The following is a 21,363-nucleotide window of genomic DNA, read 5'->3' as shown; positions in this document are numbered from 1 at the left end:
GACGCTTATCGGGTGGCGAGCGACCGCGCCGGGCCCAGGACCACCGGCAGCGACGACCAGCCGCGCAGCACCCGAGTGTCGCGCCTGATCCCGGCGCCGGCCGACCGCACGTCGGGGAACCGCTCGAAGAAGGTCCGTAGCCCAACCTCGCCCTCGGCACGGGCGAGGGCTGCCCCCAGGCAGAAGTGGCGACCGGTCGAGAACGCCAAATGCTTTCCGGCATTGGGTCGTTCGATATCGAAGCGGTGCGGATCGGAGAACACTGCGGGATCGCGGTTGGCCGCCGCCAGATAGACCACGACAAGCTCGCCTGCCGGCACTGTCTTGCCGGCGACCTCGACATCTCTGCGGGCAACCCGGGCGCTGATCTGAACCGGCGAATCCAGTCGCAGGATTTCCTCGACCGCGTTGGGCCAAAGCTCTGGACGCCGCCGAAGTGTGTCCAGGTGCTCTGGAGTATCTAACAGCATCCGAATTCCGTTGCCCAGCAGGTTAACGGTGGTTTCGAAGCCGGCGGCCAACACCAGCCCGGCAATCGCCTGTAGTTCTCGGTCATCGAGATGTGTTTCGGGGTCGCCACTTTGGGCCGTCTGGATCAACTGGCTCATCAGGTCGTCGCCGGGGTTTCGCCGCAACTGTTCCAGATGCGACACCAGCCAGGTGTTGAACCCGCGGATCCCCAGTTGCACACGCTGGTACTGGCGGTAGGGCACCCCGATGTCCAAGCTGGGTGCTCCCAGTTCACCGAATTCCAGGACGCGCCGTCGGTCGTGTTCCGGTACGCCGAGGATGTCGCTGATCACGGTGACGGGCAGCTGGGAACAGTAGCGTCCGACGATGTCGACGACCCCAGACTGGTCGGTGAGCCGATCCAGCAGACTGTTGGCTGTTTCCTCGACGCGCTCGCGCAGCGCCGCCACCGCCCGCGTGGTGAAGACGGCCGACACCGTCTTGCGATATCGCGTGTGGTCGGGCGGTTCGACGGCCAGCAGCGACGGCGCACGAAGCGGGTGCAGTTGGTCGTCGCGGGTGACCCGTTCCAACCAACGCACCGGAGCCGGCAGATTTTCGCCCAGGCAGACGACCCGGAAGTCGTCCGATCGCAGCACCTCGTGGGCCACTCGGTGATCGGCGGTCAGGCAGTTGATCTGCCCTCGCGCCAGCGGGCCGTGCCGACGTACCTCGTCGTAGAACGGGACCGGGTCGGCGGCGATCCGCGGATCGGTGATCAGCCGCGCTTGCAGGTCGCCGCGGCGCCGGCCGATCGCCGCCATGCCGCGGATCACCCCGTGACTGGCGAACCAATGCAAACGTTCTTTCACCTAGCCTCCCAACGGCCCGAAGACATACTCCAGAGGGCTCCGCCAACCAGAGTAGGCACGGTGCGGCGAGGACGCCGGTTCAGCACTCAGCGACGATCTTGAAGTCAGTATTTACGACTTTGTTCGGGTTGCTCTTGCTGTTGATGCCGTAGGCATGTCCGCTGATGGTGTACTCGCCGTTGTCGTAGTTGGCTTCCATGCTGCCTACGCCACCCTCCCAGGCGCTACCCTCGAACCCGTCGACGTTGCGCAGCTTCACGAATTGCGGGATGACCCGGTCGCCGCTGATCAGAACCACCGCTTGGATGTCGCCGTCGTGGTCGCGGATGTCGATAGTCCGATAGGACGTAATTTGACTGCATGCGGGCGGACGCGCGGTGTGAGTGACACCGTCGACGGTTACCCGTGCGGCCTTTCGAGGCACCGTCATCGCGGACCCGCAGGCCGAAACTCCCACGACCACCAACAGAGCGGTCCCTGCAACCGTGACCAACCGGTTCCGCACCAGCCACCTCCATTACCGGCGTGAGTGTCCGAGTGTCGTGCGTGTCGTGCGTGTCGTGCACGAAAACATTACTGCCGTTTGGCATCGATGTTGGGAATTGATTTGAGAATTCGGCTGCGGACGAACTCCGGACTGATGCCCTTGAGCCTGTCGATCCACCGAATGCTCTTGGGCACGTACCAGTGCAACCGCTTCGGATGCAGGTAGGCCTGCCAGGCGGCCTCGGCGACGCTGCTTGCGGGCATCAGCCGGAACATCCCCTTTTTGGGTGCGGTAGCGCGCAACTGCTCGGCGGTCAGCTTCGCGACACCGTCCGCGGAGTGCTGCGGCGTAGACGTCAGGATCGCGGTGTCGATCAGGCCGGGCAGCACGTCGGCAACGCGCACCCCGTGTCGGTCCCATTCCACGCTGAGCGCTTCGGTCAGCCCCTTGACGGCATGCTTGGTCGCCGAGTAGACGGCAATCCGCGGCATGCCATAGGTGCCCGAAGACGAGGACGTCGAGAACATCAAGCTGCCGGGTGACTTCTTGAGGTAGGGCAGCGCGGCGTAAGCACCGTTCAGTACCGCCTTGAAGTTCACGTCGACCACACGCATGGCGTCCTCGTACGGAACGTCTTCGAACCAGCCGCCTTGACCAATGCCGGCGTTGTTCCACATCATGTCGAGCCCGCCGCCGAGGTTGTCGGCGCAGAAGTCGGCGAGCGCGGCGTCCAGCGCCACCTTGTCCGTGACGTCGACCGCCTGGGTCCACAGCCGGACGCCGAGTTCGGTTCTCAGCGACTCCAGACTGGCCTCATTGCGGTCGACGGCGCCGACTCGCCAACCCTTGCCGTGAAAGAGCCTGGCGCCCTCACGGCCCATCCCGCTGCCCGCACCTGTGATGAATATCGTTTTCATCTGCGTGACCGAGCCGCCCCTCAGCCTGCTTCGACCACGGCTTTGATGCGGTGCAGCGTCTTCGTCATGTCACGTATGTTGCGTCGCTTTCTGAGGAAACCTCCCAGCACGTAGTAGACGTTGTTCAACGGCGACGGTGTGAGCCGAAATGACTCGGTCACATCGGTGCCGTCACCGGACGGCTCCAATCGGTAATGCCAGTTGTTGACCGTCCGGTCGCCGAGCAGCACAGCAAACCCGAATTCACGTCCCGGTTCGCAAGCCGTCACCTCGCAAGTGGTCCAGTAGACCGGCCCGATCTCGTTGCGACGCACGTGTCCGCGGAAGCGGGCACCCAGTTCGGGACCGGTCGCTGCACCGAGCCACTCGGCCTCGAATGTCTCCGGTGAGAACTTTCCGGTATTCCGAATATCGGCGATTAATTCCCAGATCTTGTCCGCTGGTGCCGCCATGTGAACTGTTGCTGAACCCTCCATAAGAGGATCCAAACATGTCCACTGTAACGAAACCAGCCTCTGGAACGATATTTACTGTTTGGGCGTGAATAAGTTGATGATGCCGACGACGGCCTGCTCGAGCTGAACGAGCGGTTTTTGCGGTTGCCCGGCCGTCGGTGCCAGGCCGCCGGCCTTGCCGCATTTCGGCCACGCGCCCGGCCCCTGAGTGGCCAGCACTCGGTTGGCGATGGCGATTTGTTGCTGCTTAGAGGCGTGCGCGGGGTTTCCGACGCCGCCGTGCGCTTCCCACGTCGACTGTTTGAACTGCAAGCCGCCGTAGTGCCCGTTGCCGGTGTTGGCTTGCCAGTTACCGCCTGACTCGCACTGCGCGACGGCGTCCCAGTTCATGCCTCCGTGGGCGTGCGAGACGCCGGTGGAGAGGGTCAATCCGGCGGCGACGAAACCGGCGGCCGTAGCGATCTTGATGAGGGGCTTTGCGATGTGTGTCATGCCGGACATTTCGCCGGCTGTAGCCAAAGCGTTACCCGCTAGAGAAAATTATGAAATTGATTATCTACCGTGTCGAGATTGGCGCAAACCGGGGTAAGTCGGGCGGATCAGGCACCCGGCAGGTTGGTGCAGTACGACCTTGTCGCCGTGGTCAGAGCCCGTTGATAGAGGTTGTCGAAGTGACGGGCCCGGATGGTCTCAGCACCGGCGCGCTGCAACTCTGCGGCGCAGGACGGCGAGTCCAGCAAACTCCAGTTGGCCGCAATCTGAGACAAAATCTTAGTGTTCAGGGTGTCGATCACGGCCCGGGAAGCCGTCAGATCCGGGGGCGCCGTGGGCGCGGTTGTGCCCCCGTCGAGCTTCCAGTCGGCGAACCGGCTGTACTCGATCGCCTCGGTGGCGCTGATCTGGTCGCGGAACACTCTGGTGACGTAGTCCGGGTCGATCTGCTCGGCCGCCGCGCGCTCGGCCAGTTCACTGAGTTCTTGCTCGACGCGGGCCGGGTCTTCGATGGCACCCTGCGTGCTCCACTTGAAGGCGGCTACCGGGTCCGCAATCTCGAGCCGTTCCGCGGCGGCGTCGACCAACCCCAGTAGCGGGCTGTCAGCTCGCGCGGGCGTCGCGACCGTGCCGGCGACCACCAGCGATGCCAGCACTGCGCCGGCGACGAAAACAGAGCGTGGGCTGCAGATGGCGGCAATGGTAGTGGGTCAACGGCGGCTCGCGCCGACCCTCGCGATGGCGTCGACGACCGCTGACGGCTCGTCCAGAGCAACGAACGTCTTCGCGGACGGAACTTCGATCAGCGCAGCGTTCGGGAAAAGCGCGGCCATCCGCTTGGCCAGAGCAGGCTTGAAGCAGCGGTCGCGCATGCCCCACACCAGGGTGACCGGCTTGTCGAACTGCGGGAAGCGCGTCGACACATCGGTCAGGTCGGTGGCCGCCACATGCTTTAGCAGCGTGGCGAGATTGCGCCTGATGCGAACGTCTTTGGCGCAGGGTTCGATCCACGACGCCGTGAGTTCGGGATCCGGACGGCTGAGCAACAGACCGAAGCCAACAGGGGAGTGGCGCAACGCCTGCGACCGCATGAGCGTGAACAACGCGCCGATGGATCTGGCCCCACGAAGTGTCGCGAAGACGACCGTGAAGGGGAACGGGGGAAACTTGTCGAAGGCGTCGCAGTTCGTCAGCACCAACCGGCCAACGCGTTCGGGGTGGGCGTCGATGACCAACTGGCACAGACCCCCGCCGGTGTCGTTGCCCACCAATGTCACATCAAGAAGGTCGAGGGCGACCATGAAGTCATTGATCATGTCGGCAACGCCACGCGGAGACAGGTCAGCGCCTTCGTCGACGGGGATGGTGTGGGAGCCGAGTGGCCAGGTCGGCAAGATGCAGCGAAATCCTTGTCGGCCAAGCTGTTCCGCAACTTCAGTCCACAAGCGTTCGTCGACGAGAATGCCGTGGACGAACACCACCGGCGGGTACGCTGAATCCGCAGGTCCGACCTCCCGGTAGGCGATGGTTGCTTGCTGCAAGGCGACCTGCGGCATGTCAGTATCCTTCGACTAGAACTTACAAACACTCAGTACGAAAGTTACGTGCACTGTGCATGAAAGTCAATCGCCATCCGGACGGCGTAACGAAAGCCGTTGGTCCCCAATGAGTTCGGCGCTGCCCGAGGGATCGGCGACCGACCGTCAATGGGGAGACTGGCTGCGATCGCCGTTTACCCGGCCGTTGATCGCCACTGCCCTTGGCGTCTCGCTGGTGTTCGGCGGGGCTTTTCTGTGGGCAGGCGAACTCCGTACGCAGGATGACCGGCTTGACCATCCCGCCAACCCCGTCTCCGATGAGCAGAGCCGGACCGAAGTCGTCGAAGCCGGCAGACAGATCGTCGGAGCAGCGGGCCTGCGGACGACGAACGCCGGCTATCAGCTGATGTCATGCAAGAACCGTGACGAACCGCCGTACCAAGGGGCGATCTATCTGACCTTCGCGCTGCCGACCGGTGTACGGGCCGAGGAGTACTTGCCGAAGGTCAAGACGGCGCTGGTCGCCCACGGCTGGACCGAAGGCATGGCGGCCGACGATGACCGACTGGCGAAGCTGACCAGGGACTCCGTCACGGCGATCCTCCAACCCGATCGTGACGACACAAGTATGGGCGTGCTGCGACTGTACGGTCAGTGCCGCAATGTCAACGATCACCGCATGGACGCCACCACCTGGATCAACATCACCGGCCAGCTGGGTTGAGGCGGCCCCACCACCGCGTTGACTCTGCGCCCAGGGCGACAAAGTACGAGAAGACACCGCCCAAACCGCAGACTCAACACGAAGCGCCCCCAGACACCGCCCACAACGCAGACTCAACACGAAGCGGCCCCAGACACCGCCCAAAGCGCAGCCTCAACGCGAAAGGGACCCAAAAAAACTACTGCGCTTGACGGCGGGGGCCGTCAAGCGCAGTAGCGGTAGTGGTAGAGGTGTCGTTAAGCGCGAGCTCCGAGCGCGCCCTGCAGGTCACCCTTCATTGCATTGAGCTGTGCGCCCCAGTACTCCCAGCTGTGCGTGCCGTCGTTCTGGAAGTTGAACACCGCGTTGTGGCCGCCGGCCGCGTTGTAAGCGTCCTGGAACTTGATGTTGCTGCTACGCACGAAGTTCTCCAGGAACTCGGCGGGCAAGTTGGCGCCACCCAGCTCCGAGGGCTTGCCGTTGCCGCAGTACACCCACAGGCGGGTGTTGTTGGCGACCAGCTCCGGAATGTGCAGCGACGGGTCGTTGCGCTGCCACGCGGGGTCACTCGACGGTCCCCACATGTCGGAGGCCTTGTAACCACCGGCGTCACCCATGGCCAGACCGATCAACGACGGGCCCATGCCCTGCGACGGGTCCAGCAGGGCCGACAGCGACCCGGCGTAGATGAACTGACCGGGGTGGTAGATGGCCAGGATCAGCGCGGACGAACCGGCCATCGAAATACCCACCGCAGCGCTGCCGGTCGGCTTGACGCTCCTATTGCTCGCAAGGTAGGCGGGCAGCTCGCTGGTCAGGAAGGTCTCCCACTTGTACGTGCTGCAACCCGCCTTACCGCAAGCCGGGGCGTACCAGTCGCTGTAGAAGCTGGATTGCCCACCGACAGGCATGACGACCGACAGTCCGGACTGGTAGTACCACTCGAACGCGGGGGTATTAATGTCCCAGCCGTTGTAGTCGTCCTGGGCGCGCAATCCGTCGAGAAGGTAAACGGCCGGTGAATTGTCTCCACCGCTCTGGAATTGGACCTTAATACTGCGGCCCATTGACGCCGACGGCACCTGCAGGTACTCAACCGGCAATCCTGGCCGGGAAAATGCTCCCGAGGTCGCCGTTCCGCCGGCGAGTCCGACCAGGCCAGGAAGGGTTGCAGCCGCAGCCGCGCCGACTAGGAGCCGGCGTCCCCAAGCCCGTATCTTCCCGCTCACGTCTGTCATACAAGTGCCCCTTTTATCCTTAAGTGGTCGTGCTCTCGGCAGAACTTACCGTGTGAGTAGGCCAAATGTCGATCTGGACGCAAACCCATTTCGGTTTTGTATCGGTCACCGCCAGGGGTACCGCAACTATGCTATGCGGCCCGTGCCGGTAATACCGGATTCGGTTATATCCCCCCGCGTCAGCCGAGAAACGACACACACGCCGGTGTTATGCACGCGTTATGTACCTGAAAGCAGATTGCGGCCAAGCGCACGACTGCCAATTTGTAAGTGCAACTAATCAAATTTGTCGTTCTGACAGCAACATTTCTCAACCAACGCCGCCCATTCGGTCGCGTCTTTACGCCCGCCCCGTCCGGAAGTTCACCCGGGGCGTCCACGGGAAGACAGCCGGAAGACGCTGGGGCAGTCACGGGAAATCGGCACCCTGTGATTTTGTACACCGGTCTAGTTTGAGCTCGCGCTGACGCGTAGGCTCTGCACGAAGCAAGCCGGTGGACACGAAACTTATCCCGGACCATCCAGGACGATCTGAGCCGTTCCCGCGCGCATGCACCACCGCACCCAGGATCTCTGGTGTGCGTTGGCGCTAGCAGGAGGGCGTCGGGGGTCTGGGACCGACAGAGGTGCGAAATTTGGATACGGTACTAGGGCTATCAGTAACGCCGACGGCCCTCGGGTGGGTTCTCGCTGAAGGACATGGCGCAGACGGCACCATCGTTGACCATCAAGAGATAGCACTCGACGCGGGCGGCGGCGTGCGCGCCGTCAGTACCGCAGAACAAGTCGCGGCGGAGGTCTTGCGGGCCAGCTCGGTGGCCGCCGAGTCCGACCACCGCCTCCGTGTCATCGGCGTGACGTGGAACGACGAGGCATCAGCCCAGGCCGCACTGTTGCTGGAGGCACTGACCGACGCCGGTTTCGACAATGTCGTGCCGGTTCGGATGCTCAATGCCGTCGAGACCCTGGCCAAGGCGATAGCTCCCGTCATTGGTTACGAGCGCACCGCAGTTTGCATTCTTGAACAGGATTGGGCGACCGTGGCGATGGTCGACACCCATGACGGCGAAGTCCAAACGGCCGTGAAGCATGTGCGCGGCGGATTCGACGGTTTGAGCTCCTGGCTCACTGGGATGTTCGACCGAAGCGCATGGCGTCCGGCGGGCGTCGTGGTGGTGGGTTCCGATAACGACGTCGCAGAATTCTCCTGGCAATTGGAAAAGGCGCTTCCGGTCCCCGTCTTTGCGCAAACCATGGCCCAAGTGACGATTGCCCGGGGCGCGGCGTTGGCTGCGGCTCAGAGCACCGAGTTCACCGACGAGGGACTGGTGGCCACCGCCGTCGAACCCGCGGTCGAGCCGACTCGGTCCCGGTCGTTGTCCTACGCCGGCGCCGCGACGACGTTGGCCGCCGCCGCGGTGACCTTTGTGGCGTCGGTGTCGCTGGCGATCGGCTTGCAGGTGTTCCCCGAGAAAGATCGCGGACCCGCCGACCACCGGGCGCACGAGCCCAAGCCGCCCGTCGCGGAGGCCGTGGCGCCCACGCCGCCTCCGGCGCCCCAACATGCCGGGCCGCCGTCGGTTCCAGTGGCTGTGTCCCCACCCCCGGTAACGCAGGAGCCGATCCGCCTCGCCGCCGACGAGCAGGCCGAGGAGGCCGCTGCGGACGAGCCGCCGAGCGGCGTCTTGTCGCAAACGGACCCGAACAACCCGCTCCAGTTGACCAGGGTGCTCGACCACATCCCGGGAACTCAGGGCGATTTGACCGAGAGCCCTCCCGAGTAGTCGGCCGTCTTGGCCCGCACCGCTGCAAAGGACACGGTCACCTCGTCGGCCACCTGCATGGCTCCCATCAGCATCGAATACGGCTTGATGCCGTAGTCAGACTGGCGGACGGTGGAATCCGCCGACATGCGCCATGCTTCACCCAAATCCTCTGTGCGCAAGTCGATTACGTGTTCGCGCGACTTTCCCCGGATGCTCAGGACGCCGGTCAAGCGGTACCCGCTCTCCGTCTCGTCGACGGCGTCCGCGACAAAGCGGATCGTGGGAAACCGGCCGGCGCTCAGCGACCGCAGCGCGTTGGTGCGCACGATTGACTTCTCGGGTCCGGACAGCGGCTTGACGCCACCCTCGCCGCTCTGAACCTCCATCGAATCCACTTCGACCGCAAGCTCGGCAGCGGTGGGATCGCCGTCCACCCATGTCGCCGTCGCCTGCCAGCGGCTCATCACGATGGTGAGCCGATGGCCCATTCGTGCGGCCGGTCCGGTGACTCCCGTCCGAACTATCAACTCGCCATCGGAGGCGTCCAAGGTCCACAGTTCAGCCACGCGTCGACGCTACGTCAGACGGTGAGGACAGTCCGGTAGTGTGCCCGCCCCTCCTGCATCGCCGCAAAACCGTCGGGCGCCTGCGACAGCGGCAGCTCTTCGATCCACGCCCGCACGCCAGACAAGACGGCGAATTGCATTGTGTCTTCAACATCTTTCGCCGTACCGGAGGGATGTCCGGTGACCGTCAGGCCACCCATGATCAGCTGGGCAGGACTGATCGGAAGCGGGTCTGGGCTGACACCGATGACGACGAGTTCGCCTTGCGGCAGTATGCCTCCCACCGTGTCGCCCATGGCCACCGAGTTTCCGGCGGTGGCCAGCACGACACTGACACCGCCCAGGGCACTCAGCGCCGCGGAGACGTCGCCACTGGTCGAGTCGATGTAATGGTGGGCGCCCAGCTTGCGGGCATCTTCGGCCTTGGCGGCACCGCGCGCGATCGCGATGGTTTCGAAGCCCATCGCCCGGGAGAACTGCACCCCGAGGTGACCCAGACCGCCGACGCCCAGAATCGCGACTCGGTCGCCCGGCAGCGCCCGGGTGTGACGCAACGCGTTGTACGTGGTGACGCCCGCACACCCCATCGGAGCCGCTTCTACGTCAGAGAGCTCAGCGGGAATCCGCGCCAGCGCATTGGCCGGTGCGACAACGGATTCGGCGTAGCCGCCCGGGTACTGCCAGCTCGGCACCTTCATGTTGGCGCAGTGGATGAAGATTCCCTTGCGGCACTGGTCGCAGTTGTTGCAGTGCCCGCCGAACCACCCGACGGCGACGCGGTCACCGACCGCGAAATCCTCCACCCCCTCGCCGAGTTCGGCGATGGTTCCGGCGATCTCGTGCCCCAGGGTCACCGGCCACGACATGTTCGGAAACCCGCCGTTGGCAAGGTGATTGTCGGTGCCGCAGACGCCGCAGGCGGACACGGCGATACGTACCTCGCCGCGACCCGGTGACGGTGTCTCGACCTCGGCGGGCTCTAACGACGCGCCTGCGGACGGTACGTGAAATGCTCGGTGAGTGGCCACCCCGGTAACTCTAATGGGCGACAGGGCATTTGGCCCGGTCAGTGCGGTAATCGACCTGCCAGTGCTTGATCCCGTTGAGCCAGCCCGACCGCAGGCGCTCGGGTTTACCGATCGATTCCAGGTCCGGCATGACGTCGGCGATGGCGTTGAACATCAGGTCGATCGTCATCCGGGCCAGATTGGCGCCAATGCAGTAGTGCGCACCCGTACCGCCAAATCCGACGTGCGGGTTGGGATCCCGCAGGATGTTGAAGCGGAAGGGATCCTCGAACACCTCTTCGTCGAAGTTGGCCGAGCGGTAGACCATCACGACGCGCTGGCCCTTCTTGATTCGCACCCCTGACAGTTCGTAGTCCTCGAGGGCGGTGCGTTGGAACGACGTAACCGGCGTCGCCCATCGCACGATCTCGTCGGCGGTGGTGGCGGGCCGCTCCTTCTTGTACAGCTCCCACTGGTCGGGGAAGTCGGTGAAGGCCATCATGCCTTGCGTGATGGAGTTGCGGGTGGTCTCGTTGCCGGCGACCGCCAGCAAAATGACGAAGAAGCCGAACTCGTCGTCGGAGAGTTTGTGGCCGTCGACGTCGGCTTGGACCAGTTTGGTGACGATGTCTTCGCCCGGGTTCTGCGCCCGATCGGCGGCCATCTGCATGGCGTACATGATGAGTTCGACCGAAGCGGTGATGGCGTCGTTGCTGGCGAATTCCGGATCCTGGTCGCCCACCATCTGGTTGGACCAGTGGAACAGCTTCATCCGGTCTTCCTGCGGGACGCCCAGCAACCCGGCGATGGCCTGCAGGGGAAGTTCGCAGGACACCTGCTCGACGAAGTCGCCGGACCCTTGTGCCGCGGCGCCCTCGACGATGCGGCGAGCCCGCTGAGCCAGGTCTTCGCGCAGGCGCTCGACGGCTCGCGGTGTGAAACCGCGGGAAATGATCTTGCGCAGTCGGGTGTGGTGTGGCGCGTCCTGGTTGAGCAGAACGAACTTGCCCCGCTCGATCTGCTCGCCGACCGTGCCGTCCTTGTAGCGCGGCAAGGCGGTCTTCTCCAGGCTGGAGAAGACGTCGCTGCGCCGGGAGATCTCTTTGACGTCCTTGTGCTTGGTGACCACCCAGAACCCGCCGTCGTCAAAACCGCCGACCCCGATTGGCTGCTCGTTCCACCAGATGGGAGCCGTTCGGCGCAACTCGGCAAGCTCCTCGACCGGCAGGCGCTCGGCGTGGATGTCCGGGTCGGTGAAGTCAAAGCCGGGAGGCAGGTTCGGGCCTGGCTTGGTCGCCTGCTCGGCACCTGAGTTCACAATCGACACGGCCCCTCCTCGATGCGAATTCTGCTAGTGGGGATCTAGAGCCAATAAACCATTGCTACACCACGGTTGGGAAGGTTCCCACCAAGATCGCGCTACCTGGACTGCCCCGTGTTCAACCGCGACGTCCGGCGGACGCGCCGCATCGGCCAGGCGCGGATCGCGGCTATCCGGTCGGGAAGCATGCGTCGTCAGCAGCACTTTTAGGCCCGGTCGGGCATTTTGCTACCGGTGTTGTGGGCCCGATCACAATGGATATGCTTCTACTGAAACTGACCGGTGATGAAGGGGTGGTGCATGATCCGCGAATTGCTCGCAGCCGCTGCGCTCACGGGCGCGGCGCTCGGTGTAGCGCCGGTCGCCGGAGCCGACAACGGGCGCTGGCCCGGCGACGTGCCGGGGATGAACTACGACGCCTCGCTGGGCGCCCCATGCGACAACTACGAGCGGTTCATTTTCGGCCGCGGCCCCAGCGGCCAAGCCGAAGCGTGCCACTTCCCGCCACCGAACCAGTTCCCGCCCGCCACAACCGGCTACTGGGTGATTTCCTACCCGCTGTACGGCGTCCAGCAGATCGGCGCGCCCTGCCCGGGGCCGCAGACTGCGGCGCAATCACCGGCCGGCCTGCCCATGCTCTGCCTGGGAGCTCAGGGCTGGCAGGAAGGGTGGTTCACCGGTGCAGGGTTCTTCCCGCCTGAACCCTAGGAGCAGTATCGGATGAAGCGCGAAAGCCAGTCGCTCGAATCACCGATCCCGCGGTGGCTGCGCTTCGTGCTGGTGTCTGACCGGGCCGGCTCGGCCTGGTATATCGGGCTCGGGTTCTTCTTCGCCCCGGTCCTTGCCGTGCTTTCGCCGTGGCCCGCCGTCACCGCAGTGCTGTGGTGGCTCATCGGCCTGGCGGGCCTTTGGCTCGGCCTGCTCGGAATCGCAATGGCGGCCGGTCTGGCGCGGGTATTGCGGTCTGGCAGCGAAATCCCGGAAGACTACTGGCGAACCCTGGTCAACTACTGATTTTGACCCCTGTCCAGCGCGTTCGTTGCGTCTAGAGTCTTATTCAGAATTCGCAAAGGAACAGGAGAACCTCATGGCTTTTGAGCCCAAAGACGCCGTCGACGCGCTCCGCGACATCGCCACCAACGCCGTCGAAAAGGCTTCCGACATCGTCGAAAACGCCAGCCACATCATCCGCGGCGACATCGCCGGAGGCGCCAGCGGAATCGTCCAGAACTCCATCGAGATCGGCACGTACGCCGTCGAGAGAGTCAAAGAAGTCGTTACCGGCCGCGACGACGCCGACGACGACCTAGACGGCGAAGACTAGCTGAACGCGGCCGCTAGACGCCCGCGGCCTCGTTCAGTTCGTTCAACTTGCCGGTCGCCTCGAGGTACTCCTGCACCCAACGCTCGATCACGGCGGCGGACTTTTCCACCTTGCGGAACTGGCCGACAACCTGACCCACCGGGTTGAACGCCACATCGACCGACTCGTTTGGGTACCGGTTGGTGGCCCGCACCGCCATGCCGGAAACCATGTACTGCAGCGGCATGCCGAGCGGCTTCGGGTTGTCTGGCTGCTCCCACGCCTCGGTCCAGTCATTGCGCAGCATCCGGGCCGGCTTGCCGGTGAACGAGCGGCTGCGGACGGTGTCGCGGCTGTCGGCCTTGATGTACGCGGCCTGCTGAACAGGGGTGTTGGAGGACTCCTCGACCATCAGCCACTGCGAGCCGGTCCATGCGCCTTGGCAGCCGAGCGCCAGCGCAGCGGCGATCTGCTGGCCGCTGCCAATCCCGCCGGCACCGAGGACGGGAATGGGGGCAACCTCCTTGACAACCTGGGGCCACAACACGATCGAGCCCACCTCGCCGCAGTGGCCGCCGGCCTCGCCGCCCTGGGCGATGATGATGTCGACGCCGGCATCGGCGTGCTTGCGTGCCTGGCGGGGAGAACCGCACAACGCGGCCACGACGCGACCCTCGTCGTGAATGTGCTTGATCATGTCCGCCGGGGGAGTGCCCAGCGCGTTGGCGATCATCGTCACCTTCGGGTGCTTGAGCGCCACCTCCACCTGCGGGGTGGCTGTCGCCTCGGTCCAGCCCAGCAATTGCAGGCTGTCGGCGTCACTGTCCTCGACCGGAACGCCGTGGTCGGCGAGGATCTTCTTGGCGAAGTCGAGGTGTTCCTGCGGAACCATAGCCCGCAACGTGTTGGCCAATTCCTCGGCCGACAGGTGCGAGTCCATCCCCTCGTACTTGTTGGGAATGACGATGTCGACGCCGTAGGGGTGGTCGCCGATGTTCTCGTCGATCCACTTCAGCTCGATCTCCAGCTGCTCGGGAGTGAACCCGACGGCGCCGAGCACGCCGAAACCACCGGCTTTGCTGACCGCCACCACAACGTCACGGCAGTGGGTGAAAGCGAAAATGGGAAACTCGATGCCGAGTTTGTCGCATAGCGCGGTGTGCATGTCTGCTCCTGGGGAACCTTAACGAGCGAGGAAAACTGAAACCTGTTCTAGTTTAGTACGGCCGTCGACAACTTGGCCAGCAAGGTCGACCGTCGTGGGACTAACACCTATCACAGACATCACCCCGACAGGCCGCGGGCCGTCCACACGACCACAAACGCAAGCATGCAGGCGGCGCAGACGAGGTGGTCGCGGCCGACAGTGCGCGCCAGGCGACTCTGTTCGGCAGCGGTGTCCACGCGGTGGCCGAGACGGACCGCACGAGGGACGGTGCGCGTCAGCGCCAAGCCGATGGGAACACCCGCCAGCACGACCGACGTCCACAGCACCCACGGGGGTTCGTGACCGCGAAAGGCCTCAAACCCGAGCGCGCTCAACAAGATCAGCATCACCACCGCGATCAACCGGCCCATCGGTTGCGAGGCGGTCGTTGCGCGGTGGTAATAGCCGCCGATGGAGGCCAGCACCGGCTCGGGCAATGGCTGCGCCCCGGTGCGGCGGCGCAATGCCTGGACGTCGAACATGAGGTCCATCCAGAGGACGGCGAGCAGGAAGCCACTGCAGGCGGTGAGTAGTGCGGCCACGAAGCCCATTTTTGGCCATGTCTCCCCCGAAAAGGGCCGATCTGCTTGAAGTTAGAACAGGTTCTACTGCTGGGACTAGACGCCGCGACGTCGCCAGGGGTAGCGTGAGCGCCGCGGTCAATTACCGAACCATTCGTAGCGTAATTGCAGAGTGGGTGGAAAGGATCGACCCGATGCGCAGCCCCTACTCCGGCCTGCCGTTCACCACTTCCGATTCCGAGATCGCCGCAGCTCTGGAGGACGTCAGCATCCCGACGCTGCTGTTGTCACTGGTACATATCACCGGAGACCGCCGATTCATCCAAGACTTCAAACCGATGGGGCTGTTTCTCAACGAAGTCCAAGGCTTCATGTCGGAGGAGGACAAGGCGCGCGCCCGCGCCGCGGCGCTCACCGTTATCGCCGAGTATCGGGACCGGGGGTGCCCCGAGCCTGCGCCGCTGAGCATCGAGACCATCCGGCAAATGATGGATTGGGCCGCCTGCGAGCATGTGCCCGACGAATACCTGCCGTTGCTCTTGGAAGAGATGGATCTCGAGGGGGCCGACCCGCGGCGTCCCGCAGCACTGCCCGCCGACAAGACGTCCGAGCTCCCCGTCCTCGTGATCGGATGTGGAGAGTCCGGTATTCTGGCCGGAATCCGGTTGAAACAAGCCAACATTCCCTTCACCATCGTCGAAAAGAACGCCGGTCCTGGCGGAACCTGGTGGGAGAACAGCTATCCCGGCGCTCGCGTCGATGTGGCCAATCATTTCTATTGCTACAGTTTCGAACCCAACGACGACTGGACGCACTTCTTCGCCGAGCAACCAGAGCTGCAGGACTACTTCGCCCGGGTTATGGACAAGCACGGCCTGGCCGAGCGGGTGCGGTGGAACACCGAGGTCCTGGCAGCGGATTGGGATGACGACGACGGCGTCTGGCGGGTTTCGCTGCGCTCGGCCGACGGCCGGCTGAGCACCGTGAATGCGCGCGCCGTCATCACCGCGGTCGGTCAGTTGAATCGGCCGTACATCCCCCAATTTGACGGCGCGGACAGCTTTTCCGGGCCCGCATTTCACTCTGCGGCCTGGGATCACAGCGTCGACCTGACCGGCAAGCGCGTAGCACTGATCGGGGCAGGCGCCAGCGGCTTTCAGATCGCACCCGCGATCGCGTCGCGCGTGGAGCACCTCACCGTGTTCCAGCGCACCGCACAGTGGATGTTCCCGAATCCGATGTACCACGACCGGGTGGGAGACGGCGTGCGCTGGGCGATGCGGCACCTGCCGTTCTACGGGCGGTGGTACCGGTTCCTGCTGCTGTGGCCGGGCGCCGACAAAGGGTTGGACGCCGCGCGGGCCGACCCGAATTACGCTGACCAGGAATACGCCGTCAGCGATATCAACGCCGTCGCCCGCATGATGTTCAGCCAGTGGATCACCAGTCAGGTCGACGACGATGAATTGCTGGCCAAGGTCCTGCCGGACTACCCGGCTACGGGCAAACGCACTCTGCAGGACAACGGCAGCTGGTTGCAAACGCTGCAACGCGACAACGTCGAGTTGGTGCGCACCCCGATCCAGCGGATCACCCCGCACGGCGTCGTCACCGAGGACGGCTCGGCGCACGACATCGATGTAATCGTCTACGCCACCGGCTTTCGCCACACCGATGTCTTGTGGCCGCTGAAGATCACCGGCCGCAACGGAATTGATCTGCGTGACAAATGGGGACGTCGTCCATATGCCTACCTGGGGATCACGGTTCCCGAGTTCCCCAACCTCTTCCTGCTCTACGGGCCCGGAACTCACCTTGCCCACGGCGGCAGCCTGATCTTCCAGTCCGAGCTGCAAATGCGTTATATAAATCTGTGTTTGGAACGCTTGGCGGGGGAGGGCATGCATTCAATAGAGCCGACTTCTGCTGCCGCCATCGAGTGGCATCGACGGACGCAGGCCGAGATCAAGCAGATGGTGTGGTCGCATCCCGCCGTCAAACATTCCTACTTCAAGAACCCCGACGGCGAGATTCATACCGTCAGCCCTTGGCGCCTGCCCGACTACTGGGCCGCGGTGCGTGCCCCCGATTGGCCCAACTTCATTCTGCGACAACGAAAGTGAGCTTGCCGACATGCGAGCGGTAGTCATCAACGGACCCGGCAACATAGCGGTTGAAACACGCCCGGATCCGGTGCTGCCGGGCCCCGATGCAGCGATCATCGAGGTGACCGCGGCCGGTATCTGCGGCTCCGACCTCCACTTCTACGAAGGCGAGTATCCGTTCGCCGAGTCGGTGGCCCTCGGTCACGAGGCCGTCGGCAGGGTGGTCGAGGTCGGGGCGCAGGTGCAAAGCGTCGCGGTGGGCGACTCTGTCCTGGTCTCGTCGGTGGCCGGCTGCGGATCCTGTCCGGGCTGCGCCACCAACGACCCGGTCATGTGCTATTCGGGTCTGCAGATTTTCGGCTCCGGCGCGCTCGGCGGGGCTCAGGCCGATCTGCTTGCCGTACCGGCCGCCGACTTCCTGCTCCGTAAGATCCCCGAGGGCATCAACACCGAGCAGGCGCTGCTCTTGACCGACAACCTCGCCACCGGGTGGGCCGCCGCTCAACGTGCCGATATCCCGTACGGCGGCACGGTGGCGGTGGTGGGCTTGGGAGCAGTCGGCCTGTGCTCGCTGCGGAGTGCTTTCATGCAGGGCGCCGCAACGGTTTTCGCGGTGGACCGGGTGGAGGGGCGCTTGCGGCGTGCGGCCGACTGGGGTGCCACCCCGATCAAGGCGCCGGCGGCCGAGGCCATCCTGGCAGCCACCGGCGGCCGAGGCGCCGACTCGGTGATCGATGCCGTTGCCACGGACGCCTCGCTGAACGACGCCCTCAACGCGGTACGTCCCGGCGGCACGGTCTCGGTTGTCGGTGTCCACGACTTGCAGCCGTTTCCACTGCCCGCCCTGTCGTGCCTGATGCGCAGCATCACGCTGCGCATGACAACCGCGCCCGTACAGCGCACCTGGCCGGAGTTGATCCCGCTGCTGCAGTCGGGCCGGCTCAATGTCGACGGAATCTTCACCACGACAATGCCTTTGGATGAAGCGCCCACCGGCTACGCCACCGCCGACGCGCGGTCCGGTGACGACGTTAAGGTACTGCTGACACCCTGAGCGTGGCAGCATGGTTTCCATGCGCTGTGCCGCGATTCAACTCGAAGCCGTGCCCGCGGACGTGGACGCCAACCTGGCCATTGCCGAACGGTTGGTTGAGCAAGCCGTAGCCGAAGGTGCGCAGACGATCGCACTGCCGGAGTTCTTCACCACCGGTGTCGGCTTCTGGCCCGAGCTCGCCCATGCCGCATTGCCGCCGGACGGTAAGGCCACCGAGCTGTTGCAGAATCTGGCACAGCGCCACGGCGTCATGATCGGCGGCTCGTTGCTGATCCGGGACAGCGATTGCGACGTCCGCAACGCCTACCTGCTCGTCACTGCGGACGGCGTCGTCGGTCGTCACGACAAAGACCTCCCCACCATGTGGGAAAACGCGTTCTACGTGGGCGGACACGACGACGGGGTGATTGACGCCGGCGGACTGACCGTGGGTGCCGCGGTGTGCTGGGAATTGATGCGCACCCAAACGGTGCGCCGCCTGCGTGGACGTATCGACCTCGCAATGACCGGTTCAGGCTGGTGGTCTATTCCGCGGTGGTGGCCTAACCCTGTCTTTGAGCTGCTGGAAAAGCGCAATGCGGCAACCGCCTGGCGGGCCGCCGCATCCTTCGCCACCTACGTTGGGGCCCCGGTCCTGCACGCTGCGCACTCGGGACCGTTGCGATGTCGCATGCCGTGGCTGCCTCTGGGTTACGACGGCTGGTTCGAGGGCGGGGCGATGATCGTCGCCGCCGACGGTACCGTGCTGGCCTCCCGCGATCACACCGCAGGGGAAGGTGTCGTCGTCGCCGATGTGGAGACCGGGCGCCGAACGCCAACAGCCGCCGCGCCCAAGGGTTTCTGGTTACATCCGCGCGGTGCACTGCCCGCTGCGGTGTGGCACTACCAGCGATTGCACGGGCGCCGCTACTACCGCCGACACGTGAACCCGGCGTTCACCGAGATGCGTTGATGTACTTCGAGCGCATGAATTCGTCGAGCTTGCGGTCGACATCGGTCGGGGTCAACCCATAGCCGATCTGCAGCTCCGGATTGGTGCGGACCGGATCGACCGTCCAATCGTGCGCGGCCAGCCACTGGGCCGGGTCAGTCTTGGTCTCATAGGTCAAAGCCGAGAAGTCCACGTCGCCGGACATGTCCACACCGGGATGGCTGGCTTCGAGAGCCGATAACTGCGCGTGGTCCAGGCGCGACCCCAACGCACCAATGGCAAGTCGGCTACCCGGCGCCGACAGATCACCGATTCGGGTGAAAAGGGCGGTCTGGGCCTCGTCATTCAGGTAGGGCAGGATCCCCTCGACCGACCAGGCGCTCGGTGTATGCGGATCGAACCCGGCCTGTTGCAACGGCGTTGGCCAGTCGGTGCGTAGATCCGCCGCCACCTCGCCGCGGCGGGCCTTCGGACGGGCGCCGCGCCCGTCAAGTACCCGCGTCTTGAATTCCAGGACTTTCGGTAGGTCAACTTCGAAAACCACTGTGCCCGAAGGCCAATCAAGTCGATAGGCCCGAGAGTCCAGACCGGCCGCGACGATCACGGCTTGCCGGATGCCGGCTTGACCCGCCGAGATGAAGAAGTCGTCGAAGAAGCGGGTTTGCACCCCGTACAGCTTGGGGAAGGTGGTCTCGTCCTCAGACTGCTCGGGCTTGTCCAGCAACCCCGTGAGATAGGGGTCCCCGGATGCCCGGATGAAGGACTCCGCGTAGTCATCGACGACCAGCGGTTGCGGGCTCAAGGCATGCACCGCGCGCCAACCCGCCACCAGCAGTGCGGTGTAGCCCACGCTGCTGACAATGTCCCACTGGTCGTCGTCCGAACGCAGTGAACCGAATTCCGATGCCGTCATAGCGGCGAAAATACCCGTCGCGGTTTCGCTTGTCGGCGCGGCTCAGAGTTCCAGCATGATGGTCACCGGGCCGTCGTTGACCAGTTCGACATGCATGTGCGCGCCGAAGACGCCGGTGTGCACATGTGCGCCCAGTCCGCGGAGCGCCTCCGCGAACGCCGTCACCAACGGCTCGGCAACCGCGGCCGGTGCCGCGGCGTTCCAGGACGGACGACGGCCCTTGACGGTGTCGGCGTACAGGGTGAACTGGCTGACCACCAGGATGGGCGCGTCCACGTCGGCAGCGGATTTCTCGTCGGTGAGAATCCGCAAGTTCCATAGCTTTTCGGCCAGCCGCTGCGCCTTTTCGGTCCCGTCACTGTGGGTTACGCCGACGAACGCGAGCAAACCCTGCCCGTCGGGCCGAATGCTGCCTACCACCTGACCGTCCACGGTCACCGCCGCTGATGAGACACGTTGCACCAGAACCCGCATGGCCCCCGATGCTGCCATGCCACAGTAGATGCATGTCGGTGCTGGTTGCGTTTTCGGTGACTCCGCTGGGGGTGGGGGAGGGTGTCGGCGAAATCGTCGCCGAGGCCGTCCGGGTGGTTCGCGAATCCGGACTACCCAACAAGACGGACTCGATGTTCACCACGATCGAAGGTGAGACGTGGGAGGAAGTGATGGCCGTGGTGCAGCGCGCGGTGGAAGCCGTTGCCGCGCGGGCTCCGCGGGTGAGCACCGTCATCAAGGCGGACTGGCGAACGGGGGTCACGGACGCGATGACCCAGAAGGTCGCGTCCGTCGAGCGGTACCTGTCTGGCGATTAGGGGTCGACTGCCGGGCGGTGTCGGCGGGTTCACCGACGATAATGCCAGGTAATAAATTTGCGCATCGGTAATTCGCGCCATGGATTTGCTCATTTACTGTTTGCGCACGTCAGCGGCACAAATTACCGTTGCCGTAAAGGTTTTTAATTCGTCTCTTTTATGCGCGAAGTGTGCATACGCTGGGTGCTCCATCATCCCTCCGAAGGGCCATCGGGAGCCCACCTGGGAGGACAGCCATGTCCTACGTCATCGCAGCACCGGATCTGTTGTCGGCGGCAGCCGCGGATGTGGCAAGCATCGGCAGGTCGTTGAGCGCGGCCAACTCCGCGGCCGCAAGCTCCACCAGCGCCGTGGCAGTCGCGGCCGGGGATGAGGTGTCGGCGGCGATTGCGGCACTGTTCTCCAGCCACGGTCAGCAGTTTCAGGCGTTGAGTGCACAGGCGGCGACGTTTCAAGCCGAGTTTGCGCGAGCGCTCAGCGCCGGCGGGGCCGCATACGTCACCGCCGAAGCGGCTGCGGCCAACCCGCTGCAGGCCCTGGTCGATGCGGTGCTGGGCGTGATCAACGCGCCCACCAACCTGCTGTTGGGGCGACCGCTGATCGGCGACGGCACCAACGGCGCACCCGGAACGGGTCAAAACGGCGGGGCGGGCGGGATCTTGTGGGGCAACGGCGGTGCCGGCGGCTCCGGCGCGGCCGGCCAAC

At 64.5% G+C, this 21,363-nt stretch carries 25 protein-coding genes; 10 read left to right on the top strand and 15 right to left on the bottom strand.

What is annotated here, in order from left to right:
* Positions 1-5: 5 nt before the first annotated feature.
* The 7 genes from BST27_RS14470 to BST27_RS14440 all read right to left on the bottom strand — a co-directional run bounded on the left by BST27_RS14470 (position 6) and on the right by BST27_RS14440 (position 5,229).
* Positions 6-1,322, bottom strand: a complete 1,317-nt coding sequence (locus BST27_RS14470) for a cytochrome P450 (protein WP_069418347.1) — start codon at positions 1,320-1,322, stop codon at positions 6-8.
* Positions 1,323-1,401: 79 nt separating this feature from the next.
* The gene (locus BST27_RS14465) at positions 1,402-1,827 is read right to left on the bottom strand and encodes a lipoprotein LpqH (RefSeq protein ID WP_069418346.1); all 426 of its coding nucleotides are present in this window, start codon (positions 1,825-1,827) and stop codon (positions 1,402-1,404) included.
* Between the two features lie 68 nt (positions 1,828-1,895).
* Positions 1,896-2,726 (bottom strand): SDR family oxidoreductase, encoded by an 831-nt coding sequence (locus tag BST27_RS14460; RefSeq protein ID WP_069418345.1) that lies wholly within the window; start codon positions 2,724-2,726, stop codon positions 1,896-1,898.
* 20 nt (positions 2,727-2,746) lie between these two features.
* On the bottom strand, positions 2,747-3,202 hold the full coding sequence (locus BST27_RS14455; protein ID WP_069418344.1) for an SRPBCC family protein: 456 nt from the start codon (positions 3,200-3,202) through the stop codon (positions 2,747-2,749).
* Positions 3,203-3,253: 51 nt separating this feature from the next.
* Positions 3,254-3,682, bottom strand: coding sequence for a transglycosylase family protein (locus BST27_RS14450; protein ID WP_232007225.1), 429 nt, complete (start codon positions 3,680-3,682; stop codon positions 3,254-3,256).
* Positions 3,683-3,780: 98 nt separating this feature from the next.
* Positions 3,781-4,365: a chorismate mutase gene (locus tag BST27_RS14445; protein ID WP_079219700.1), complete on the bottom strand. Its 585-nt coding sequence runs from the start codon at positions 4,363-4,365 to the stop codon at positions 3,781-3,783.
* An 18-nt stretch (positions 4,366-4,383) separates the two neighbouring features.
* Positions 4,384-5,229, bottom strand: a complete 846-nt coding sequence (locus BST27_RS14440; protein ID WP_069418342.1) for an alpha/beta fold hydrolase — start codon at positions 5,227-5,229, stop codon at positions 4,384-4,386.
* 109 nt (positions 5,230-5,338) lie between these two features.
* Between BST27_RS14440 and BST27_RS14435 the strand changes: the two genes are divergently transcribed.
* Complete coding sequence (locus tag BST27_RS14435; protein WP_197518081.1) at positions 5,339-5,935, top strand: hypothetical protein; 597 nt, start codon at positions 5,339-5,341, stop codon at positions 5,933-5,935.
* Between the two features lie 236 nt (positions 5,936-6,171).
* Here BST27_RS14435 and ag85B read toward each other — a convergent pair whose 3' ends face one another.
* Complete coding sequence (gene ag85B / locus BST27_RS14430; protein ID WP_069418341.1) at positions 6,172-7,152, bottom strand: diacylglycerol acyltransferase/mycolyltransferase Ag85B; 981 nt, start codon at positions 7,150-7,152, stop codon at positions 6,172-6,174.
* A 635-nt stretch (positions 7,153-7,787) separates the two neighbouring features.
* On the opposite strand from ag85B, the gene BST27_RS14425 reads away from it, so the two are divergent.
* Positions 7,788-8,936, top strand: coding sequence for a DUF7159 family protein (locus BST27_RS14425; protein ID WP_069418458.1), 1,149 nt, complete (start codon positions 7,788-7,790; stop codon positions 8,934-8,936).
* Here the strand turns inward: BST27_RS14425 and BST27_RS14420 are convergent.
* Genes BST27_RS14420 through BST27_RS14410 form a run of 3 tightly spaced genes read right to left on the bottom strand, consistent with a single transcriptional unit; the run spans position 8,903 to position 11,809 of the window.
* Positions 8,903-9,475 (bottom strand): YceI family protein, encoded by a 573-nt coding sequence (locus tag BST27_RS14420; RefSeq protein ID WP_276014916.1) that lies wholly within the window; start codon positions 9,473-9,475, stop codon positions 8,903-8,905. The genes BST27_RS14425 and BST27_RS14420 overlap by 34 nt on opposite strands.
* Positions 9,476-9,498: 23 nt before the next feature.
* The gene (locus BST27_RS14415) at positions 9,499-10,512 is read right to left on the bottom strand and encodes an alcohol dehydrogenase catalytic domain-containing protein (protein WP_069418339.1); all 1,014 of its coding nucleotides are present in this window, start codon (positions 10,510-10,512) and stop codon (positions 9,499-9,501) included.
* A 10-nt stretch (positions 10,513-10,522) separates the two neighbouring features.
* Positions 10,523-11,809 (bottom strand): cytochrome P450, encoded by a 1,287-nt coding sequence (locus tag BST27_RS14410; protein WP_069418457.1) that lies wholly within the window; start codon positions 11,807-11,809, stop codon positions 10,523-10,525.
* A 303-nt stretch (positions 11,810-12,112) separates the two neighbouring features.
* Here BST27_RS14410 and BST27_RS14405 point away from each other — a divergent pair, with 303 nt between their 5' ends.
* The 3 genes from BST27_RS14405 to BST27_RS14395 all read left to right on the top strand — a co-directional run bounded on the left by BST27_RS14405 (position 12,113) and on the right by BST27_RS14395 (position 13,136).
* Positions 12,113-12,520, top strand: a complete 408-nt coding sequence (locus tag BST27_RS14405) for a hypothetical protein (protein ID WP_069418338.1) — start codon at positions 12,113-12,115, stop codon at positions 12,518-12,520.
* Between the two features lie 12 nt (positions 12,521-12,532).
* Complete coding sequence (locus BST27_RS14400) at positions 12,533-12,826, top strand: hypothetical protein (RefSeq protein ID WP_069418337.1); 294 nt, start codon at positions 12,533-12,535, stop codon at positions 12,824-12,826.
* Positions 12,827-12,899: 73 nt separating this feature from the next.
* Positions 12,900-13,136 (top strand): Rv1893 family protein, encoded by a 237-nt coding sequence (locus tag BST27_RS14395; RefSeq protein WP_069418336.1) that lies wholly within the window; start codon positions 12,900-12,902, stop codon positions 13,134-13,136.
* A 13-nt stretch (positions 13,137-13,149) separates the two neighbouring features.
* On the opposite strand, the gene BST27_RS14390 is transcribed toward BST27_RS14395, so the two are convergent.
* Together BST27_RS14390 and BST27_RS14385 are read right to left on the bottom strand one after the other, a co-directional pair.
* Positions 13,150-14,280: a nitronate monooxygenase gene (locus tag BST27_RS14390; protein ID WP_069418335.1), complete on the bottom strand. Its 1,131-nt coding sequence runs from the start codon at positions 14,278-14,280 to the stop codon at positions 13,150-13,152.
* A 119-nt stretch (positions 14,281-14,399) separates the two neighbouring features.
* Positions 14,400-14,864, bottom strand: a complete 465-nt coding sequence (locus BST27_RS14385) for a hypothetical protein (protein ID WP_069418456.1) — start codon at positions 14,862-14,864, stop codon at positions 14,400-14,402.
* A gap of 173 nt (positions 14,865-15,037) precedes the next feature.
* Between BST27_RS14385 and BST27_RS14380 the strand changes: the two genes are divergently transcribed.
* The 3 genes from BST27_RS14380 to BST27_RS14370 are packed head-to-tail and all read left to right on the top strand — an operon-like array spanning position 15,038 to position 18,954.
* Positions 15,038-16,966, top strand: coding sequence for a flavin-containing monooxygenase (locus tag BST27_RS14380; RefSeq protein ID WP_069418334.1), 1,929 nt, complete (start codon positions 15,038-15,040; stop codon positions 16,964-16,966).
* A 10-nt stretch (positions 16,967-16,976) separates the two neighbouring features.
* A complete protein-coding gene (locus BST27_RS14375) occupies positions 16,977-18,002 on the top strand; it encodes an alcohol dehydrogenase catalytic domain-containing protein (protein WP_069418333.1) in 1,026 nt (341 codons plus the stop codon).
* A 10-nt stretch (positions 18,003-18,012) separates the two neighbouring features.
* Positions 18,013-18,954, top strand: coding sequence for a carbon-nitrogen hydrolase family protein (locus BST27_RS14370; protein WP_069418332.1), 942 nt, complete (start codon positions 18,013-18,015; stop codon positions 18,952-18,954).
* On the opposite strand, the gene BST27_RS14365 is transcribed toward BST27_RS14370, so the two are convergent.
* Positions 18,938-19,846 carry a class I SAM-dependent methyltransferase gene (locus tag BST27_RS14365; RefSeq protein WP_069418331.1) on the bottom strand — a complete coding sequence of 303 codons (909 nt, stop codon included), beginning with the start codon at positions 19,844-19,846 and terminating at the stop codon, positions 18,938-18,940. The two genes, BST27_RS14370 and BST27_RS14365, sit on opposite strands and share 17 nt — an antisense overlap.
* A 42-nt stretch (positions 19,847-19,888) precedes the next feature.
* The gene (dtd, locus tag BST27_RS14360) at positions 19,889-20,320 is read right to left on the bottom strand and encodes a D-aminoacyl-tRNA deacylase (RefSeq protein WP_069418330.1); all 432 of its coding nucleotides are present in this window, start codon (positions 20,318-20,320) and stop codon (positions 19,889-19,891) included.
* A 32-nt stretch (positions 20,321-20,352) separates the two neighbouring features.
* Here dtd and BST27_RS14355 point away from each other — a divergent pair, with 32 nt between their 5' ends.
* Positions 20,353-20,658, top strand: coding sequence for an MTH1187 family thiamine-binding protein (locus BST27_RS14355; RefSeq protein ID WP_069418329.1), 306 nt, complete (start codon positions 20,353-20,355; stop codon positions 20,656-20,658).
* Between the two features lie 236 nt (positions 20,659-20,894).
* On the top strand, positions 20,895-21,363 hold a 469-nt coding region (locus BST27_RS14350), incomplete at its 3' end, for a PE family protein (protein WP_083148517.1).

The organism is Mycobacterium intermedium, assembly GCF_002086275.1.
In the GTDB taxonomy this organism is placed as follows: Bacteria; Actinomycetota; Actinomycetes; order Mycobacteriales; family Mycobacteriaceae; genus Mycobacterium; species Mycobacterium intermedium.
The sequence above is the reverse complement of the archived record's forward strand: the minus strand, read 5'-3'. Positions and strand labels throughout refer to the sequence as shown.

Bases quoted from the DNA above. Each gene is read 5' to 3' on its own strand.
- BST27_RS14460 (WP_069418345.1), bottom strand. From the start codon at position 2,726: ATGAAAACGATATTCATCACAGGTGCGGGCAGCGGGATGGGCCGTGAG.
- BST27_RS14455 (WP_069418344.1), bottom strand. From the start codon at position 3,202: ATGGAGGGTTCAGCAACAGTTCACATGGCGGCACCAGCGGACAAGATC.
- BST27_RS14450 (WP_232007225.1), bottom strand. From the start codon at position 3,682: ATGTCCGGCATGACACACATCGCAAAGCCCCTCATCAAGATCGCTACG.
- BST27_RS14440 (WP_069418342.1), bottom strand. From the start codon at position 5,229: ATGCCGCAGGTCGCCTTGCAGCAAGCAACCATCGCCTACCGGGAGGTC.
- BST27_RS14435 (WP_197518081.1), top strand. From the start codon at position 5,339: ATGAGTTCGGCGCTGCCCGAGGGATCGGCGACCGACCGTCAATGGGGA.
- ag85B (WP_069418341.1), bottom strand. From the start codon at position 7,152: ATGACAGACGTGAGCGGGAAGATACGGGCTTGGGGACGCCGGCTCCTA.
- BST27_RS14405 (WP_069418338.1), top strand. From the start codon at position 12,113: ATGATCCGCGAATTGCTCGCAGCCGCTGCGCTCACGGGCGCGGCGCTC.
- BST27_RS14400 (WP_069418337.1), top strand. From the start codon at position 12,533: ATGAAGCGCGAAAGCCAGTCGCTCGAATCACCGATCCCGCGGTGGCTG.
- BST27_RS14395 (WP_069418336.1), top strand. From the start codon at position 12,900: ATGGCTTTTGAGCCCAAAGACGCCGTCGACGCGCTCCGCGACATCGCC.
- BST27_RS14390 (WP_069418335.1), bottom strand. From the start codon at position 14,280: ATGCACACCGCGCTATGCGACAAACTCGGCATCGAGTTTCCCATTTTC.
- BST27_RS14380 (WP_069418334.1), top strand. From the start codon at position 15,038: ATGCGCAGCCCCTACTCCGGCCTGCCGTTCACCACTTCCGATTCCGAG.
- BST27_RS14375 (WP_069418333.1), top strand. From the start codon at position 16,977: ATGCGAGCGGTAGTCATCAACGGACCCGGCAACATAGCGGTTGAAACA.
- BST27_RS14370 (WP_069418332.1), top strand. From the start codon at position 18,013: ATGGTTTCCATGCGCTGTGCCGCGATTCAACTCGAAGCCGTGCCCGCG.
- BST27_RS14365 (WP_069418331.1), bottom strand. From the start codon at position 19,846: ATGACGGCATCGGAATTCGGTTCACTGCGTTCGGACGACGACCAGTGG.
- dtd (WP_069418330.1), bottom strand. From the start codon at position 20,320: ATGCGGGTTCTGGTGCAACGTGTCTCATCAGCGGCGGTGACCGTGGAC.
- BST27_RS14355 (WP_069418329.1), top strand. From the start codon at position 20,353: ATGTCGGTGCTGGTTGCGTTTTCGGTGACTCCGCTGGGGGTGGGGGAG.